Below are 18,126 nucleotides of genomic sequence, written 5' to 3'. Positions count from 1 at the left end.
CCGGAATTCTACCGGTCGTCACCAGGCCGCCCTCATCCCCGGGAGGGTCTTCGGGGCCCGGCTCCGGGGACACGTCCGGAGAAGGCTCACTCCTCGCCCTCGACGCGCATGACGCTCGCCACCTCGCGGACGATGTCGAGCCCGCGGAGCCCCTCGACCGTCGCCGCCAGCGCCGCGTCCGGCGCCCGGTGCGTCACGACGACGAGCTGCGCCTCCTCGCCCAGCCCGACCTGCCGGACGGCCTGGATCGACACGCCGTGCCTGGCGAACTCCTCGGCGACCGTGGCCAGAACACCGGCCTCGTCGGTCACGTCCACCTGTATGTAATAGCGCGTGACCGTCTCGCCCATCGGCAGTACCGGGAGCTTCGCGTAGGTCACTTCGACCGGTCCGGGCGTACCGCCGGCGACGTTCCGCGCCACCGCGACCAGGTCACCGAGAATCGCCGACGCCGTCGGGGCGCCACCGGCGCCCGCGCCATAGAACATCAGCGAACCGGCCGACTCCGCCTCCACGAACACCGCGTTGTACGCCTCGCGGACGCTCGCCAGCGGATGCGACCGCGGAATCATCGCCGGATACACGCGAACGGACACGCCGCGCCCGTTCCGGCCGTCCTCCGAAGGAACCCGCTCGCAGATGGCGAGAAGCTTGACGACGCAGTCCATCCCCTGGGCGCCCGCCACGTCCGCGGCACTCACCTCAGTGATGCCCTCGCGGTGAACGTCCGCGGCCGTCACCGGAGTGTGGAAGGCGAGCTGCGCCAGGATCGCCGCCTTGGCCGCCGCGTCGAAACCCTCCACATCGGCCGTCGGGTCGGCCTCCGCGTAACCCAGCGCCTGCGCCTCTTCCAGCGCCTCGTTGAACCCCGCACCATGCGTGTCCATCTGGTCGAGGACGTAGTTCGTGGTGCCGTTCACGATGCCGAGCACCCGATGCACGTGGTCGCCGACCAGAGACTCCCGCAACGGCCGCAGCAGCGGGATCGCCCCCGCCACGGACGCCTCGTAGTACAGGTCGGCGCCGTACTCCCTCGCCGCCGCGAACAGCGTCGCCCCGTCCTCGGCCAGCAGAGCCTTGTTCGCCGTGATGACCGACTTGCCGGCCTTCATCGCCTCCAGCATCAGCGTCCTGGCCGGCTCGATGCCGCCGATCACCTCGATGACGATGTCGACGTCGTCCCTCGTCACCAGGCCCTGCGCGTCCGTCGTCAGCAGCTCCCGGGCGACGCCCTCGCGCACCCGGTCGGGCCGCCGCACCGCGATCCCCGCCAGCTCCAGCGGCGTCCCGACCCGCGCGGCCAGGTCGTCCGCCTGCTCGTTCAGCAGCCGGACGACCTCCGTGCCGACCACGCCGCATCCGAGCAGCGCCACGCGCAGTCCGGGTTTCACGCTTCGACCTCCGCATCGAGCCGCAGCAGATCCTCCGCGCTCTCCCGCCGGACGATCACGCGTGACCTGCCGTCCCGCACCGCCACCACGGCGGGCTTCGGGACGAAGTTGTAGTTACTGGCCATCGATCGACAGTACGCACCGGTCGCGGCGACCGCCACCAGGTCCCCCGCCGCAAGATCTTCGGGGAACCACAGGTCACGCACCACGATGTCCCCGCTTTCGCAGTGCTTGCCGACAAGCCTACTGAGCATGGGCGGTGCCTCAGACGCCCTGCTGGCCAGCACCCCGGTGTAGTCGGCGCCGTACAGGGCCGTGCGCAGGTTGTCGCTCATGCCCCCGTCCACCGAGACGTACGTGCGCAGGCCCTCGACGTCCTTCACCGTCCCGACCTCGTACAGCGTGATGCCGCCGGGACCCACGATCGCCCGCCCCGGCTCCACCGTCAGCCGCGGCAGCGCCAGCCCGTAGGCCCGGCACTCGCGCACCACGATGTCGCGCAACGAGTCCGCGATCGACTTCGGGTCGTGGGGCTCCTCCCCCGGCACGTACGCGATCCCGTACCCACCGCCCAGATCCAGCTCCGGAAGCTCGATCCCGTGCTCGTCCCGGATGGCCACCAGCAACCCCGCCAGCCGGTGTGCCGCCACCTCGAACGCGTCCACCTCGAAGATCTGCGACCCGATATGGCTGTGCAGCCCCACCAGCTCAAGCTGCTTCAGCCCCAGCACCCGGCGCACGGCCTCAAGAGCGGCCCCGGAATTCCGGGAGAACCCGAACTTCTGGTCGTCATGGGCCGTCGCGATGAACTCGTGAGTGTGCGCCTCAACACCCGTGGTGACGCGCACCATCACCTTGGCCCGGACACCCTTCTCCTGGGCGATGTACCCCACCCGTGCGATCTCCTCGAACGAATCGAGCACGATCCGTCCGACCCCGACCTCAAGGGCCTTCTCAATCTCCCAGGACGCCTTGTTGCTCCCATGCAACGTGATGCGCTCCGTAGGGAACCCAGCCGCCAACGCAATGGCAAGCTCGCCGCCACTGCACACGTCGAGCCCGAGACCCTCCTCGTTCAGCCACTTCGCCACGGCCGCACAGAGAAACGCCTTGCCCGCATAGTGCACGTCCCCGTCATGGAACGCCGCCGCATACTCCCTGGCCCGGCTCCGCACGTCCTCCTCGTCGTAGACGTACAGAGGCGTCCCGTACTCCCGCGCCAGATCCCGGACGTCGACACCACCGACGGTGAGAACGCCCTCATCCCGCTTGGCGCTGCGCGGCCAGACCGTGGGCTCCAGCGCATTCAGATCGTCCGCCGGCCCCACCGGATGGTCCTCCGGCAAAACATCAGCGTGCAGGGGCCCAGCTGGATGTACTCGACTCATATCCGCTCTCTAGGGGTCTCACCAATAACGTTCAGCCCGTTGCCGAGGACGACCTTCACGGCCTCCGCCAAGCCCACCCGTCCCGCATGCACCGCCCCGGGCTCCTCATCACCCTTGGGCACAGCGGGACACCGCTCATGGACGTCGTGGTACGCCCCGGCCACTCTCTCCAAACAAAACATCAGCGGCCTTGCATCCCGTTCCCGCTCCGCTTGCGCAGCCCGTCCCGGCACGTCCCCCAACGCCCCCACAAGCTCAAGCTCTTCAGGCGCAAAATCCCGAGGACGCTCTGCCCCGACCCTCAGCTCAGAAGCCCAACGCCCCACCCAGCAGGCCCGCGCATAGGCATAACGCACCGAAAACCCAGGATTCTCAAACGTCCGAGGCCACTCACTCCACCCGCCCCTGGGCCCCCGCACAGCCCGGAACGCAGCAACAGCATCGAGCACCTCAGCCACCGGAACCACAACCCGCACGAACCCGCGCCCGGTGACGACACCCCCGACACGGCGCGCGATGACCCCCGGATCCACCCCAAGCCTCAGCGCCACAGGACTCTCATAAACCCCTGCACCACGACTGAAAACAACCACACTCTCAGGCACCCGGACATCAAGTTCACCCAGCGCCACGGCGTCCCGCACCGCGCGCACAAGGGCACCACCGACATCGCCTGGAGTCACCCTGGTGAGACTATCCGACCACTATCTGGACACCGTGGCGAGCTTCCGCACCGTCTGGATCAACTGGTTCGGGTCGAACGGCTTGGTCACGTAAGCGTCCACACCGATCTCATGCCCCCGCCGCACGTCATGCTCCTGCGCCCTGGCAGTGATCATCACGACCCGGATGTGCGCGGTCCTCGGATCCTCCCGCAACCTGATCGCGGTCACCCACCCGTCCAGCCGCGGCATCATCACGTCAAGCGTGATCACGTCCGGGCTGACGTCCGCCACCTTCTCCAGGCAGTCCTGACCGTCCACCGCGGTCGACACCTCGAACCCCTCCAGTTGCAGGTTCACGGCGATGAGCTGGCGGATCACCTCGTCGTCGTCGACGACCAGAACGCGTCCCAGTGGCTCGGTCACGGCCTCGAAGTTAGCCCACTCCAACCCCACACGCACGGCGAACGCCCACGTGCGCGTCACCCCGCCAACCCTGGTAACCTTCTACCGCGCCGCCCGAGGGCGCAGGGCCCCCTTAGCTCAGGGGATAGAGCAACGGCCTCCGGAGCCGTGTGCGCAGGTTCGAATCCTGCAGGGGGCACCTCAGATGATCTCGGAAACCCCGGCTGACCAGGCGCTTCGCCAGGCTGCCGGGTTTCGTTGCGTATGCGGGCATGTGCCGCCGAAGACCGCCGATCGTCACGGTTTCCGCAACGTACGCGGAACCGCTTTGAGGCCATCTGCTCAGGTCACCCCAGCCATCTGGATTAGTGCACGGTGTCGACCGGTCATCTCTTGAGGCCGCGCGTTTCGTGCACCTCGCCGTCATCGGTCCACTGCTCACCGACCGCCGACTTCGTCTCGCCGATCTCCAGCAAGCCGCAGACCGACGAGGGCAAGGTGTCGTCGTCGCCTCGAATCAGCCTGGGGTCTCCCAGCGTCGACACCGGGACTGGCGCCTTTGCCAGCCAGGGCGGTGTTGCTGCCATCTCGTCCTGCTTGTCCGAGGTTCGCCGGGGCGGGTTGAACGCCCAGTTACGGGAGCGGGCGGCGGCCCGTCATGGACGTGCGAGGGCGACGATCTCGTCGACGGTTTGGAGTGGGATCATCAACGCTGCATCCCATGTCTCGTCGTCCTGGCCGATCAGCATCGTTGCCCGCTCGTCTCCAGACACCGACCAGAAGACCGGCGAGCCCGCACAGATGCCCACCTTCAAGGAGCGCCGCTCGTCCCAACTTGCCTCACGAATCCCGCTCAGTCGAGACAAGTCCGCGAGAGGCGCCCAGATGTGCACCTCCCATGTTTCGGTCTGCACCATCAGCAAGGGCACCGGATCGGCGTCGACGTCCAACGTCACCTCAACCATTCCGGGATGCTCGCACACGGCAGAGCGCACCGACAGGGCGAAGGGACGCCTTCGGTCGGGCCTCTGGCTCTGGCGCTTGTGACGGTCCTTGGTGACCAGGGGATGCCCGAGCTTCGTGTGTACCGGTCACCAAGCTCCGAGCGGCATTACGTTCCACGAGAGACGAATAACGGGTCGTGTCTGCAACCGCAAAGGATCAAGGTCATCACTCGCGAAGAGGAGGACCAAGCCCTCATACTCGTCCCGCTTGTCAACAGTGAGGCTCTCCAACCTGCGGAGGCGACCAATCGACATGGTCTCTTCGCCCGCCTCGTACATCGTCAGGTACGCCTCACCCGACGTGGGATCGAGTGAGAAGAGCACTTCACGTGTTCCTCGTCGTAGACGGAACGATTGAAGGCCGACGGGCCAAGCCATGTCCTCGTACTCCGAGAACGGGTCGTCCTCGAAGAGCCAGATCAGGTCCGCAAGGTCGGGCATCTCCATGCGACAGACGCTATAGGCAGCCGGAGGGCTCAGCACCAATCCATACCTCGTTGTCCGCGCGAGTCCTGGTGTCGGGCTTCGAGTATGTACGCGCGGCTGGCAACGGGGGTACAGGGCGGGACATCCCCGTGTACGTCTTGGCCGGGTGATCGATAGGCCGATCAATCCTCGTCGTCGAGGGGTGCCGCGGCCAGGAATCGTCCACCGTGAAAGCGGCTGTAGGCCGCGATCGGCATGAAGCGCGCGAACGGCACTTCGGTGGGATACACCGCCTCCCGGAGGTCCGCCAAGTAGGCTTCGGCCGGCAGTAAGGCGGCGACCTCCGCCATCTCCGTGTCATCGGAGGCCAGGGCGTCAGCGACCGGCACGGGGTCTACGGCGTTCTCATGATGATCCCGGAACAACGACTCCTCGCTCTCATGGATCCACTCCATGAACGCCTCGGAGAGGTCGCCACCCGTACCAGAGGACTTTTCCAGCGCAGTGGCCATTCCGGTCGCCAAGTTGTCCAGCCAGCTCAGAAAGTTCGGGGCTACCAGGCTGGCATAGGGGTCTCTCCAGAAGCTGAAGACCCGACCCCACTCTCCAGTTTCCGCATCGATGTCGATGTAGAAGGTCGTAGAAAAACCCATACCGTCGTCTACTACCCAGCTCGTGGAGCTGTCCCTCAGCGGGTAATAGTCGTCGGCGACCACCGGCGTGTGATTGGCCTGATGATTGAAGTCGAAGCTGTAGTGGCCGAGCTTGAATCCGCCGACCCTCCTGAAAAGCGTGCGGAGTTCCGTGGGCGGCGTGACCGGCCATGAGAGCATCTCCGCGTCGGTCACGTTCGGCCCGAGTTCTATTCGACCACCTGAGTCCGAGGCGAGCATCTCCAGGCGGGCGATCACTTCTTCTACGTCGGTCAGTTGTGCCCCCTCGGCCATCATCCCTCGATTCTGAGCTCTTCAGGGCGCTCAACGCTACCCGATGCAGTCGTGCCGCGTGGTGGTTCGGCCTCGGCGAGAAGAACGTCGGCACGCTTCAGTTGAGAGCGGTCCTAACGTTGGCTGCCCGCGTGGGAGAGTGGGGTTGCAAGCAGAGGCGGGGGAGGTCTTCGCCAAATGCCGAAAGGCTTTCGGGTACTGCAGCCGCCTGGTGCTTGACGAGGCATGCGCGTCCTTTGGTTCGGACTGAGCGGCCGGACGTTGAGTCTCCTTGCAGTGCGTCAGCCGGGCTGCCGGGCGGCGGAGAACAAGGTGGAGCAGACCGCGGCCAGTTTCGACGGAGGTGTTTCCCGGCCGCTCAGCAGCCAGTCGACGAGGAGGTGGTTGACGGCTCCCACCAGGCCGACCGCGGTGAGTCTCTGCTCGTCCGTGAGGACGGTCGTCGTGGGCTCGTCCGCTGTCGTCCAGACGGTGGTGATCAGTTCGGCGAACTCGCGCAGGACCCCGTGGCGGCGTGTCTCCAGTTCGTCCGAGACTCCCACGACCTCGATGAGGACCACGCGTGCGCGCCGGGGGTCGGCCGTGAGGTAGTCGATGAAGGCGGTGAGGCCGGCGTCGGCGATCGAGTCGAGGTCCGCGCCGGCCGTCCGGTCGATCGCGGCCAGGGTCGCGGACCGCAGGCCTCCGGTCAGTTCGGTGTAGAGCTGGACCAGGCAGTCGTGGCGGTCCCGGAAGGACGCGTAGAAGTACCGCTCCGTGAGCCCGGCCTCCTTGCAGATCTTCTTGACCGAGGTCGGCGCGTAGCCGTCCGTGCCGAACAGCTCCAGTGCGGCGGCGAGGACGGCCTCGTGACGCCTCCTGGCGCGCTCGGCGGGCGCGACCCCCGAGTAGTGCCGTCCCTCGTTCTGCGTCTGCACCATTTGCGCGATCCCCTTCCCGCCTGGCAGTCTAGGGAACGATCTGACATGCGAGCGTGTCAGAATGGGAGGTGCACGACGTGAGGCCGAGACCACTGGCGGGACGCGTGGTCGCAGTGACCGGAGGCGCGTGCGGGATCGGCCGGGAGACGGCTCGCCGGCTCGCCCTGGCCGGCGCCCGGGTGGCCATCGGCGACCGCGACGCCGAAGCGGTGCGGACGGCGGCCGGGGAGTTGCCGGATGGCGTGGCGGGCTTCGACCTCGACGTCACCGACTCCGCGTCCTTCACCGCCTTCCTCGCAGCGGTCGAGGACCGGTGGGGGCCCATCGACGTCCTGGTCAACAACGCGGGCGTGATGTGGGTCGGCGGTTTCGCCGACGAGCCCGAGTCCGCCACGGCACGCCAGCTGGACGTCAACCTGCACGGTGTGATCAGGGGCGTGAAGCTCGCCGCTCCCCGGATGCGGGAACGCGGCCGGGGCCACATCGTCACGATCGCGTCGGCGGCCTCGAAGCTGTCACCGCCCGGCGAGGCGACCTACGCCGCGTCCAAGCACGGCGTGTACGGCTACCTCAAGGGCGTCCGGGCGGAGCTGCGCGGCAGCGGCGTCCGGATCTCGGTGATCATGCCGGGCGTGGTCGACACCGAGCTCGCCGCGGGCACGGCGACCGGGGCGGCGAGGCTCCTCGGGCCCGCCGATGTGGCGCGGGCCGTCATCGCGGTCATCGAGCGTCCGCGGTTCGAGGTGTTCCTGCCCGGCTATGTCGGGCCGCTGGCCGCTTGGGCGGACGTCCTGCCGCAGCGTGCCCGCGACCTCCTCTTCCGCGTCCTGGTGCCGGACCAGATCCGGTCGGTCTCGGGCACATCGGTCCGGCGGGCCTACGAATCACGCAATCTGAGCGACACCCCGGGAGGGGAATGATGACTGACACGACGGCGGCCGCTGAGCGGCAGGGCGTCCGGCCGATCCCCGAGTTCGACGGGGTGCACGAGGTCTGGCCGCGCGGCGACCGGCTCAAGGCCATTCGTTCGGCCGCGGAGCGCTACCGTGAACGGTTCGCCAAGCAGGGACGGGTCCGGGCGGTCAAGAGCGTCGACATCGCGGCGGCCCCTTATCCTGCGCGGTTCGCCTTCCAGGGGTACTCCGTGAACGTCAACCCGCTGATCACCATCATCAACCGGATGTTCGTCATCCAGTTCGACGGTTTCGACGGGCGGCTGAAGACCCTCGTGTGGGAGCCGACCGTGGCCGCGGGGTCCGCGGAGGCGCCTTTCTACCGCAAGCTCCAGAAACTGTCGCAGCGAATGCGCGCCGAGCGCCTGTTCGTCAAGTACTACAACGATCCCGACCGGGTCCTGCCCGGCCTCGGGCTGAGCAACGAGGACATCGACTACGTCAGCTTCGATCACCTGCACGTCCAGGACGTGCGCATGATCATGGGAAGCGACAAGCCGATCGATGGCGAATCGGCGCCGCGTGAGCCGCTCTTCCCGAACGCCAGGCTCCTCGTCCACCGCAAGGAACTCGGCACGTTCGAGTCCATGCACCCCATGCAATGGGCTTGGTACGTCGAGAGGGGTATGGACGGTGTCCCCGCCGAACGGCTGGAGGTCTTCGACGGGGACGTGGAACTCGGTGTCGGTGTCAGCCTGCTGTGGACGCCGGGCCACACCGACGGCAACCATTCGCTCGTGCTCAACACGCCGGACGGGATCTGGGTGTCGTCGGAGAACGGCATGGCGGCCGACAGTTGGCAGCCCGAACTGTCGAAGATTCCCGGGGTGCGGCAGCAGGCGTCCTTCTACGGGCGCGAGGTGGTCCTGAACTCCAACACGCTGGAGGACTCCCTGGACCAGTACGACTCGATGGTCAAGGAGAAGGCCATGGCGTCGCCGTCGCCCCGGAACCCGGAATGGTTGCAGATCATCCCGTCCTCGGAATGCGCGGACTGGAAGCGGCAGTGGCCGATCGTCCCCACCCACAGCCATGGAGGACTCGACTACGGCACCATCGCCAAGCCCGAATAGCGCGCGGTACGCCCACCCCGCTGAAGTCCCGAGACCCGGCGGCTACCGGGCGTGCCGCCACGGGAGGACGGGCGCTCGGTGGTCGACGTTGATCGAGTGCAGCCGACACGGTTGCCGGGGTTCTCGCGGGCAGAGCACGAACGCCTCGGTGACGGTGGCGCGGTACAGGCGGTAGGGCGACGGCGCGGTGACGTCGTCATGCGCCACGCTGCTCCCCCCGCGTGTCGCCGGACCCGGGTAGATCCCGAGGCCTCGGTCGAGGTCACGGCCGGCGAGTTCGACGGCCGTCGCCGACAGGTAGACGGCGCGGCCGTGGTAGGCCGGAACCTGTGAGTCGAAAATGACCATGCTCACCTGGGGGCGCCGCGCGATGTTGCGCGAGTGGGCGGCGTCATGGGCGGACAGCCAGTAGTACTCGGCGTAGTCGGCCGTCGCGAAGTACACGGGCGAGACCCACGGGCTGCCCTCGGCGTCGGCGGTGCCGAGCGTGACGTACAGGTTGGCGTCGATGAGCGCGCGGGCATGCGCGTCGAGGTCGTGCATTGCGATCACGCGTCCTTGAAGTTGTGGCGGCCCGGGTGCACGGCCGGCGGGGGCTCGATGGCCTCGACGTGTTCGAGCGGCTGGAACATCGGTGTGAAACTCCGGAACGGCACCGGAACGGCCCCGGAACGCGGTGGATCTTGATCTCGCCGACCGGGTCGGCCGACTTCGGCGCCGCCTTTCACAGGACGACCTTATCTCCGGCAGACGCCGCCTTCCGGGGCCGAGACGATGCGTCCGGCGAGCCGCGGTGCGTCACGGCCGAGAAGGTCGCTTCGGCTGTGCCGGCGACGTCTAGGCGGGCATTCGACGCACGTCTCCGTCAATGCGAAGGGCTGATTCTCCGGCCTGGGGCGATCAGCTCAGATGGGTACCGTGATGTGACGAGGTGGTGGAAGGTGATCTGAATGTCCCACCGATCTGATCTCCCCGGTCTCATCAGAGTGCGTCCGCGCGGCGACGCCGACCGGGGGGCGGTGCAGGAGTTTCTGGAGCGGAATCACAGCGGCAGGGTGGCTCGGCTGGGCGAACTGCTTGAGCCGCTCGACCATCCGGGTTTCGTGGCCGAGGACGCCGAGGACGGCGGGCGCCTGCTGGGGGTCCTCACCTATGTGCCGGACGAGGCGCGCGGCCATTGCGAAATCCTCACCCTGCACTCGGCCGAGCAGTGGCAGGGGGCCGGCACCGCGCTGGTCGGGGCGGCGGAGCGGTGGGCGGTGGGGCACGGGTACGTCCGGCTGTGGCTCATCACCACCAATGACAACGTCGATGCCCTGCGCTTCTACCAGCGCCGGGGATTCCGACTGGCGATCCTGCACCAGGACGCCGTCATGGACGCCCGGAGACGGGTCAAACCTGAAATTCCCGTGACCGGCTCTTACGGCATTCCGATTCGGGACGAGATCGAATTGGAGAAGGCGCTTCGGTGAGCCTCATGTCCGAAGGTGGACAGCGCGGTCGCGGCAGCGCCGGCGTGCCACAATTCGGGTGGGGCGGTGCCCGCAGGCTCCGGAATGGGGGCGGACGTCATGAGCGGCGCGTTGGAGTTCGGGGTGCTCGGCGCGCTGGAGGTGCGGCGCGACGGCGAGCGTCTGGCGATGCCCGGCAGGGCGCAGCGGGCGCTCGTGTGCCGGTTGCTGCTCGCGGCGGGGCACGTGGTGGGCGCCGAGGAACTCGTCGCCGCGCTCTGGGACGGCGACGCGCCCGATGGGGCCCGGCACGCGCTGCACACCAACGTCTCGCGGCTGCGGGGGCGGATCGGCGCCGACGTGCTGGTGACCAGGTCGCCCGGATACCTGCTGGCCGTGGATCCCGGTTCGGTCGACGCCACCCTGTTCGAACGGGAGGTGCGGGAGGCCGGCGCGCTGCTCGCCCGGGATCCGGGTGCCGCGGCGGAGAAGTTGGAGACGGCGCTGGCGCGGTGGCGCGGGCCGGCGTACGCCGAGTTCGCGGACGGTTTCGCGCGAGGCGCTTCGGTGCGGCTCGGCGAGCTGCGGACGGCGGCCGAGGAGAGCCGGTGCGAGGCGTGGCTCGCGCTGGGCCGGCTCGACCGGGCTCTGGGGGAACTGCGCGAGCTCACGGCCGCGCACCCGTTGCGCGAAAGGGCGCATGGGCTGTTGATGCGGGCCCTCTACCTGGCGGGACGCCAGAGTGAGGCGTTGGAGGTCTATCGCTCGCTGAGCATGAGGCTTCGTGAGGAACTCGGCCTGGAGCCGTCGCCGGAACTCGAAGGGCTGCACGGCCGGATCCTGCGCCACACGCTCCCCGGGGCGGCTCCGCGGACCGGTCCGGCACCGGTTCCGGGGCGGCCGCTGACCGCGCTGGTCGGCCGGGCCGACGAGCTGGCGGGGCTCACCAAGCTGCTGGACGGTGCGCGCATCGTCACCCTGGTCGGGCCCGGCGGGGTGGGCAAGACGCGGCTGGCCCGTGAGGTCGCCGGATCACGGGCGGCGAGCTGGATCGACCTGGCGGCGGCCGGTGACCCGGCGGATGTGCCGCGGGTCTTCGCCGACGCGCTCGGGCTGCCCGAGCCGGTCAGCGGCCACGTCCGGGAGGCGCTGGTCGAGGTGCTGCGTCCGGCCCGCACCCTGCTGGTGGCCGACAACTGCGAGCATGTGCTGCCGGCCGTGGCGGAGCTGGTCGAGCGGATCGTGCAGCAGTGCCCGGCGGTGACGGTCCTGGCGACCAGCCGGGAGCTTCTGGCGGTGCCGGGTGAGCAGGTCCTCGCGGTGGGTCCGCTGCGCGAGCCGTCGCAGGCGGTGGCGTTGTTCGCCGAACGGCTGCGCGCGTCCGGCGGGCCGGATCTGGCGCCCGGCGACGTGCCGCGGGCGACGGCGCTGTGCGCGCGGCTGGACGGGCTGCCGCTGGCGATCGAGCTGGCCGCGGCGCGGGTCCGGGGGCTCGGCCTGGGCGCCGTCGTCGACCGTCCGGCGCTGGACGTGCTGAGCGGCGGGTGGCGGACGGGCGGGCCCCGGCATCGCAGCCTTCGGGCGGTCCTGGACTGGTCGTTCGCCCTGCTCGACCCGTCCGAGCAGATACTGCTGCGCAGGCTGGCGGTCTTCAGCGGCCGGTTCGGGCTGGCCGACGCCGAGGCGGTGTGCGCCGACGGCCTGCTGCCGTCCGGGCGGATCGCCGTGGCGCTGGCCGGGCTGGCGGACAAGTCGATGGTGGCGGGCCCGGAGGACGACCGGTACCGGCTGCTGGACACGGTCCGTGCGTACGCCGCGGAGCTGCTGGCCCGCCACGGCGAGGACCTGAGCCTGTCCGCCGCGCACGCCCGGCATCAGATCGCCGTGGCCCGCCGGCACCCGTACGGGCCGCTGCCGGTCGACGAGCTGCGCGCCGCGCTCCGCTGGGCCTGTGCCGAGGACGCCGGGGCGGCGGTCGAGCTGGCGGCGGAGCTCACGCTGTACGCGCTCTTCCACATGCGTTTCGAGTTCCAGGAGTGGGCCGCGACGGCGGCGGAGCTGCCCGGTGCGGCGGGGCACCCGCTGCGGCCCGCCGCGCTGGCGTCCGCGGCGTTCGGGGCGTGGGCGCGCGGGGACTTCGGCCGTGCCACCGCGCTGGCCCGGCGCGCCCTGGCCGATGCGCCGCCCGGCTCCCCGAACTCGGCGGCCGCGCGGGCGGTCCTGGGCGACGTCGCGGTGCTGGAGGGACGGTTCGCCGAGGCCATCGGCCAGTACGAAGGGGCCGTCCGGCAGGCCGACTCGGACGACCTCGGCCTGATCTGCGGCGCCCTCGGCAGCAAGGCGATCACGTTGGCCTACCGGGGTGACGTGGAGGCCGCGCGCCAGGCCGCGGACGACTGCCGCGCCGTGGCCGACAAGAGCGGCGAGCCGGCGTTGAAGGCGGTGGCGCTGTACTACGCCGGTGAGACATGGATGCACGGCGATCCCGTGCGTGCGCTGGAACTGCTGGAGGAGTCCCGCCGGTTGGCGGGCGCCCTGGGCGCGCATTTCATCGAGGGGATCGCCACCGTGTCCGTGGTGACGCTGCGGGGGCGGACGGACGCCGATCCCGCCACCGCGCTGCCGGCCTACCGGGACGCCATCGAGCACTGGCGGCGGGTCGGCAATCGCACCCAGCAATGGGTCACCCTGCGGAATCTGATCCCGCTGCTGGTCGCCGCCGGTCTGGAGGCGACGGCGTGCGAGCTCGACGGTGCGCTGGAGGGCGCGCCGGTGGGCTTTCCCGCCGACGCGCCCGAGGCCGTCCAGCTGGTCGGGGCGCTCGCGGCCGCCCGGGAGCGGCTCGGCGCCGACGCCGTCGGCCGGGCCAGGGAACGCGGAGCCGGGCGATCACTGGACGACCTGGTCGGGCTGGCCCTCACCGCGATCGCCGAGGCCGCGCGTCCCGACGCAGGTCAGGCGGGGTCGAGCCTGTAGAAGCGCCACAGGTCGTGGTCGATGGGCAGCTCGGTGCAGCTTCCGTAGCCCGCCTCCTCGGCATAGCCGCGCACGACGTGGGGCCGCAGCACGGTGCCGGCCTCCACGGCGGTGCCCTCGGCCCGTGTGGCGGGCAGGCAGTGCAGGACGCTGATCGCGTAGTTCAGCCGTTCCACCAGGTCGCCCGGGACGGTGAAGTGCTCGGCCACCTTCTCGTCGCCGATCAGGACCGCTCCGCCGGGGGCGAGCCTGTCCCGCGCCGACCGCAGCACCGCCACCGGATCGGCCATGTCGTGCAGCGCCTCGAACACGCACACCATGTCGTAGCGTCCGCCGGCTCCGGGGTCGGCGGCGTCCCCGAGCGCGAACGTCACCCGGCCGTCCAGCCCGCGCCCGGCGGCGTTCCCCGACGCCTCCTCGACCGATGCCTCGTCGAGGTCGATGCCGTGCACGCTGGTGGACGGGAACGTCTCGGCGAGCGTGATGGCCGACCAGCCGGTGCCGCAGCCGAGGTCGAGAACCTTTCCCGGGCCGTCGGACAGCCGCGCGGCGATGTCGGGCATCGCCGCGACCCAGTCCGCCACGCCCGCGCGGAACATGGGCCGGTTGAGCCCGCCGATGCCGTGCCTGGTGCCCGTCCCGTAGGCGGCGTACGGGACGCCGCCGCCGGACTCGAACGCCCCCGCCACCTGCGGCAGCACCTCGGCGATGGACGCCACCATCCCGGGCAGCGTCCCCACGAAGAACGGACTGTCGGCGTCCAGCAGCGCCTCACCGGCGTCCGCGGGCAGCGCGAAGGCGCGCGCGTACGGATCGTCGTCGTCGGCCGCCACGGTGAGCATCCCGCTCACGCCCTGCTGTTCGAGCCATTCGCGCGCGTAGCGCGGGTGGACGCCGGTGGCCTTGGCCAGGGCACGGGCGTCGGCGGGGCCCTCTGCCAGCGCCTGGTAAAGCCCGAGGCGGACGCCCAGGGCGACGTTGAGCATCTCGATGGTGGTCACCGCGTCCGCCATCAACCGCTCGGTGATTTCCTCTGCTGCCATTCTTCCTCCCCGTGTTCTGTGGATCCCCCGCATCATGCGGGCGGCGCCTCACCGCGGGCTCACACGACGCTCACACGGCCCTTACCCCTGCGGCGCCCAGCCATGAGGCCGCCGAGTCGCTGTGATCCGGGGATAGGCCGGGGCGCCGCGGGTCGTTCGGTGTGGGGGGCGTGTCGATTTGGGGGTGGGGCATTCGTGTAGGGGGTGAGACGTCGGAAGGGGTGTGATCTAGATGGGTGAGGTCCGGACGCTGCTCGGTGGGCGGGGGCTGGTCGAGTCGCCTCGCTGGCACGGGGGCCGGCTGTACTTCTCGGACTGGTCCGCGGGCGAGGTCGTCGCCGTGGACCTGGACGGCGGCAGCGAGGTGGTCGCGCGGGTGGAGTCGCTGCCGCTGTGCACCGCCTGGCTCCCGGACGGGCGGATGGTGATCGTCTCGTCCGCCGACGGGCGGCTGCTGCGGCGGGAGCCCGGCGGAGACCTGGCCGTGCACGCGGAGTTGGGCGAGCCGGGGTGGAACGACATCGTGGTGGACGGCCGCGGCAACGCCTATGTCAACCGGATCGGCTTCAACCCGATGGCCGGGGAGGAGGTCAAGCCGGGTTTCGTCTTCCTGGCATCAGCCGGCGGGTCCGTGCGGGAGGTGGCCGGCGACATCGACTTCCCCAACGGGATGGCCGTCACGCCGGACAACTCCACGTTGATCGTCGCGGACTCCTACCGGAGCGCCCTGGTGGCCTTCGACATCGGCGCCGACGGCGGGCTGTCGAACCGGCGCGTCTGGGCCGATCTGGGCGAGGGCGTCCCGGACGGCATCTGCCTCGACGCGGAGGGCGCCGTCTGGTACGCCGACGTGCCGAATCAGCGGTGCGTGCGCGTCGCGGAAGGCGGCACCGTCCTGGACGTCGTCGAGCTGGACCGCGGCGGGTTCGCCTGCGCGCTGGGCGGCCCGCAGGGCACGACGCTGTTCGTCGTGGCCGCCGAGTGGCGCGGCATGACCGAGGAGAACCCGGTGGCGCCGGGAAGCGGCCGGGTGCTCGCGACCGAGGTCGAGGTTCCGGGGGCGGGCTGGCCGTGACGGTCAGCGGGTGAGGCCGGCCTCCCGCAGCGCCGCCCGGATCTTCGCGCCGCCGGGGTCGCCGGCGCGGACGAAGGCGGCGGGGGTGCCGAGCGGCGCGGGGACGGTCAGCCGGACGTCTTGCGCGCGGTCGCCGTAGGCGCGGCCGGTGAAGACGTTGATCCAGCGTCCGGCGGGCAGATGCACCGCCACGCTGGACGCGCCCGGCTTGAGGACGGGGGCGACCAGCAGGGACGAGCCGAAGAAGAACTGGTCTCCGGCCGTCGCGGCGGGGCTGCCGGGGTGGACGAGCCAGGTGTGGCGGAGGGCGGGCAGCCCCCGCGCGGCCTCGGCTTCGACGGTGGCGCGGTAGCCGGCGAGGGCGGCGTAGATTCGGCTCGTCCGGGCGAAGGCGGCCCGGCTGTCCGGTGTGTCGTACACCTGCGCGTTGTCGGCGGGCTTGTTGCCCTCGTGGGTGCGGAAGAAGACCCCGAAGGCCGACAGTTCCGCCCAGCGCTGGAGGAGTTCGGCGGAGCGGTGGTAGTCGCCGAACGGCGTGTCGACGGCGGTGTAGCCGCCGATGTCGGTGTGGTTCAGCGTCATGCCGGACACGCCCGCCGACAGCATTCCGTGCAGCGCGGACGCGAGGCCGTCGTGGGCGTCCCAGTCGACGAGCTGGTCACCGGCCCAGAACAGCGGCGCCCGTCCCGGTGAGCCGGTGTAGGCGGCCCGCATGAAGTACAGGCAGTCCGGCCCGCCGGACAGGTCGCAGGCGCGGCGGTTGACCTCCGCCCACTCCACCGGCCACCGGTTGTGCAGCTCGGCCGGGGACCCGGCGTGCAGCACGGCGTCGAACGGCAGTGCCTCGCCGAAGTCGGCCATCCAGCCGTCCGCGCCGACCCCGGCGACCTCCGTGGCGATCACGCGTGCGTACCACTCGCGGGCGGCCGGGTTCGTGAAGTCGACCATCGCGGCCGAGAACTCGCTCTGGTCGAGCATGTACGGCGACCCGTCCGCCCCGGCGACCAGGTAGCCGCGGTCGCGGGCCTCGGCGAACAGGTCCCGGGGCACGCCGCCCGGCTTGCCGGACGGGTCGACGAGGAAGGGGTTGACGTACGTCAGCACCTTGATGCCGCGCCGGTGCAGGTCGTCCACCAGGCCGTCCCAGCCGGGGTAGCGCTCGCGGTCGAGCTGCCACGTCCACCAGAGGCGGTCGCCGAACGAGGTGGTGCGCTGCCCGCTCCAGTCCTGCAGCCACACGGCGGAGATCTTCGTGCCGGCGGCGAGCATCTCCGCGACGGTCCGGCGCACCTTCGCGGTGCCGCCCTGGAGGCCGAGGACGGCGCCGTCGCGCGTCCAGGACGGGAGCGGGCCCATCCGCCCGGCCGAGGCGGTGTGCGCGGCGAGGACGTCGGCGGGTTCGCGGCCCGTGTAGAGCTCGGCGTGCTGCCGGGCGCCCCAGGTCTGGACGACGACCCGCCCGGCCTGGGACAGGTCGAAGATCGAGTAGCGGCTGCCGGTCAGCGCGAATCCCCGGGCGGCGCTGGTGACGTAGAACGGCATCGGGGCGTAGGCGGTGTCCCACGAGCCGCCCTGGCCGGAGACCAGGTCGACCATCGCGGTCAGCGGCTGCCGGCCCCGTCCGATGCCCTGTTCGCGGACCACGATCGGCACGCGGCGTCCGGCCAGGTCGAACGGGGCGAACTGCTCGCCGAAGCCGTGGAACCGCTCGTTCCGCCCGCGCTGCGACGCCATGGCCACGACGTCCGGCGGGCGGTGCAGGCCGGCGCCGGTCACCGTGCCGACCTTCAGGTCGACGGCGGCGCGGCCTTCGCCGGACGCCGAGATCCGCCACTCGTAGGGTGCCTTCAGCAGGCCGCCGCTGAGCGTGCCGCTGACGACCACGTCCCCGCCGGACCGGGTGACGCGCTCGATGCGCTGGTCGGCGAGCCGCCAGGTGACGAGTTCGTCCGGCTTGAACATGCCGGTCCGCTCACGCCACGACAGGCGGCCCAGGCCCGCGACGGCGAAGGCGCGTCCGGGCACCCCGGCCCACACCGTGCGGCCGTCCGACGTCACCGCGAGGCGGGCATGGCCGCCCGGACGGTCCACGGTCACGCGGAACCCGCCCACGGCCGTCGTTCCCGTCACGCCGGGAGCGAGGGTGAGGGAACCCGGCGACAGGGTGTCCAGGACGTTGGCCTGCGCCGTGGACGCCGTCAGCGGCAGGACGAGCATCGGCAGCAGGACGACCGCCAGCAGCCTGGAACGCAACTTCACCGCGGGCCCCCTTGACCGGACGAGCGCGAGACGGACGGACGCGAGGCGGCAGCCAGCACGTTTGACACTTATACATCGTGTGTCACACCGTCAACAAGACTTGATCGCAGCCGAGAACCCCGCGTGGCGCGGCGCTCACGCGGGGTGGAGGGT

The 18,126-nt window shown here is 70.4% G+C and carries 17 protein-coding genes and 1 tRNA gene; 6 read left to right on the top strand and 12 right to left on the bottom strand.

Annotated elements, in window-relative coordinates; translation table 11 throughout:
• Positions 1-86 precede the first annotated feature (86 nt).
• Genes AB0C35_RS07770 through AB0C35_RS07755 form a run of 4 tightly spaced genes read right to left on the bottom strand, consistent with a single transcriptional unit; the run spans position 87 to position 3,867 of the window.
• Positions 87-1,391, bottom strand: a complete 1,305-nt coding sequence (locus AB0C35_RS07770) for a homoserine dehydrogenase (RefSeq protein ID WP_358451778.1) — start codon at positions 1,389-1,391, stop codon at positions 87-89.
• Entirely contained in the window at positions 1,388-2,779 is a 1,392-nt protein-coding gene (gene lysA, locus AB0C35_RS07765) for a diaminopimelate decarboxylase (RefSeq protein WP_358451776.1), read from the bottom strand. Before lysA ends, AB0C35_RS07770 begins: the two co-directional genes overlap by 4 nt.
• Positions 2,776-3,462, bottom strand: a complete 687-nt coding sequence (locus AB0C35_RS07760) for a DALR anticodon-binding domain-containing protein (protein ID WP_358451775.1) — start codon at positions 3,460-3,462, stop codon at positions 2,776-2,778. Before AB0C35_RS07760 ends, lysA begins: the two co-directional genes overlap by 4 nt.
• A gap of 21 nt (positions 3,463-3,483) precedes the next feature.
• Complete coding sequence (locus AB0C35_RS07755; RefSeq protein ID WP_358451773.1) at positions 3,484-3,867, bottom strand: response regulator; 384 nt, start codon at positions 3,865-3,867, stop codon at positions 3,484-3,486.
• Positions 3,868-3,973: 106 nt separating this feature from the next.
• Between AB0C35_RS07755 and AB0C35_RS07750 the strand changes: the two genes are divergently transcribed.
• Positions 3,974-4,045 (top strand) — tRNA-Arg (locus tag AB0C35_RS07750).
• 187 nt (positions 4,046-4,232) lie between these two features.
• On the opposite strand, the gene AB0C35_RS07745 is transcribed toward AB0C35_RS07750, so the two are convergent.
• The 5 genes from AB0C35_RS07745 to AB0C35_RS07725 form a co-directional block, all read right to left on the bottom strand.
• Positions 4,233-4,433 (bottom strand): hypothetical protein, encoded by a 201-nt coding sequence (locus tag AB0C35_RS07745; RefSeq protein ID WP_358451771.1) that lies wholly within the window; start codon positions 4,431-4,433, stop codon positions 4,233-4,235.
• Positions 4,434-4,502: 69 nt separating this feature from the next.
• Positions 4,503-4,811, bottom strand: coding sequence for a hypothetical protein (locus AB0C35_RS07740; RefSeq protein ID WP_358451769.1), 309 nt, complete (start codon positions 4,809-4,811; stop codon positions 4,503-4,505).
• 126 nt (positions 4,812-4,937) lie between these two features.
• The gene (locus AB0C35_RS07735; protein WP_358451767.1) at positions 4,938-5,297 is read right to left on the bottom strand and encodes a hypothetical protein; all 360 of its coding nucleotides are present in this window, start codon (positions 5,295-5,297) and stop codon (positions 4,938-4,940) included.
• 161 nt (positions 5,298-5,458) lie between these two features.
• Complete coding sequence (locus tag AB0C35_RS07730) at positions 5,459-6,226, bottom strand: hypothetical protein (RefSeq protein WP_358451765.1); 768 nt, start codon at positions 6,224-6,226, stop codon at positions 5,459-5,461.
• A 278-nt stretch (positions 6,227-6,504) separates the two neighbouring features.
• A complete protein-coding gene (locus AB0C35_RS07725; protein ID WP_358451763.1) occupies positions 6,505-7,143 on the bottom strand; it encodes a TetR/AcrR family transcriptional regulator in 639 nt (212 codons plus the stop codon).
• Positions 7,144-7,220: 77 nt separating this feature from the next.
• On the opposite strand from AB0C35_RS07725, the gene AB0C35_RS07720 reads away from it, so the two are divergent.
• A complete protein-coding gene (locus AB0C35_RS07720; RefSeq protein ID WP_358451761.1) occupies positions 7,221-8,063 on the top strand; it encodes an SDR family oxidoreductase in 843 nt (280 codons plus the stop codon).
• Positions 8,063-9,169 (top strand): hypothetical protein, encoded by a 1,107-nt coding sequence (locus tag AB0C35_RS07715; RefSeq protein ID WP_358451759.1) that lies wholly within the window; start codon positions 8,063-8,065, stop codon positions 9,167-9,169. The genes AB0C35_RS07720 and AB0C35_RS07715 overlap by 1 nt, the downstream gene beginning before the upstream one ends.
• Before the next feature lie 42 nt (positions 9,170-9,211).
• On the opposite strand, the gene AB0C35_RS07710 is transcribed toward AB0C35_RS07715, so the two are convergent.
• Positions 9,212-9,712, bottom strand: coding sequence for a pyridoxamine 5'-phosphate oxidase family protein (locus tag AB0C35_RS07710; protein WP_358451844.1), 501 nt, complete (start codon positions 9,710-9,712; stop codon positions 9,212-9,214).
• A gap of 476 nt (positions 9,713-10,188) precedes the next feature.
• Here AB0C35_RS07710 and AB0C35_RS07705 point away from each other — a divergent pair, with 476 nt between their 5' ends.
• Both AB0C35_RS07705 and AB0C35_RS07700 read left to right on the top strand, forming a co-directional pair.
• Positions 10,189-10,641, top strand: a complete 453-nt coding sequence (locus AB0C35_RS07705) for a GNAT family N-acetyltransferase (protein ID WP_358451757.1) — start codon at positions 10,189-10,191, stop codon at positions 10,639-10,641.
• 99 nt (positions 10,642-10,740) lie between these two features.
• Positions 10,741-13,596, top strand: a complete 2,856-nt coding sequence (locus AB0C35_RS07700) for a BTAD domain-containing putative transcriptional regulator (protein WP_358451755.1) — start codon at positions 10,741-10,743, stop codon at positions 13,594-13,596.
• On the opposite strand, the gene AB0C35_RS07695 is transcribed toward AB0C35_RS07700, so the two are convergent.
• On the bottom strand, positions 13,575-14,639 hold the full coding sequence (locus tag AB0C35_RS07695; protein ID WP_358451753.1) for a methyltransferase domain-containing protein: 1,065 nt from the start codon (positions 14,637-14,639) through the stop codon (positions 13,575-13,577). The two genes, AB0C35_RS07700 and AB0C35_RS07695, sit on opposite strands and share 22 nt — an antisense overlap.
• Before the next feature lie 232 nt (positions 14,640-14,871).
• Here AB0C35_RS07695 and AB0C35_RS07690 point away from each other — a divergent pair, with 232 nt between their 5' ends.
• The gene (locus AB0C35_RS07690) at positions 14,872-15,714 is read left to right on the top strand and encodes an SMP-30/gluconolactonase/LRE family protein (RefSeq protein ID WP_358451751.1); all 843 of its coding nucleotides are present in this window, start codon (positions 14,872-14,874) and stop codon (positions 15,712-15,714) included.
• Positions 15,715-15,717: 3 nt separating this feature from the next.
• Here the strand turns inward: AB0C35_RS07690 and AB0C35_RS07685 are convergent, their stop codons facing one another.
• Positions 15,718-17,973: an alpha-glucosidase gene (locus AB0C35_RS07685; protein WP_358451749.1), complete on the bottom strand. Its 2,256-nt coding sequence runs from the start codon at positions 17,971-17,973 to the stop codon at positions 15,718-15,720.
• Positions 17,974-18,126 lie beyond the last annotated feature (153 nt).

Origin of the sequence: Spirillospora sp. NPDC048819, from assembly GCF_040650055.1 — a bacterium.
Classification (GTDB): domain Bacteria; phylum Actinomycetota; class Actinomycetes; order Streptosporangiales; family Streptosporangiaceae; genus Spirillospora.
Note: the sequence above shows the minus strand (reverse complement) of the source record. Positions and strands in the feature narration are given on the sequence as shown.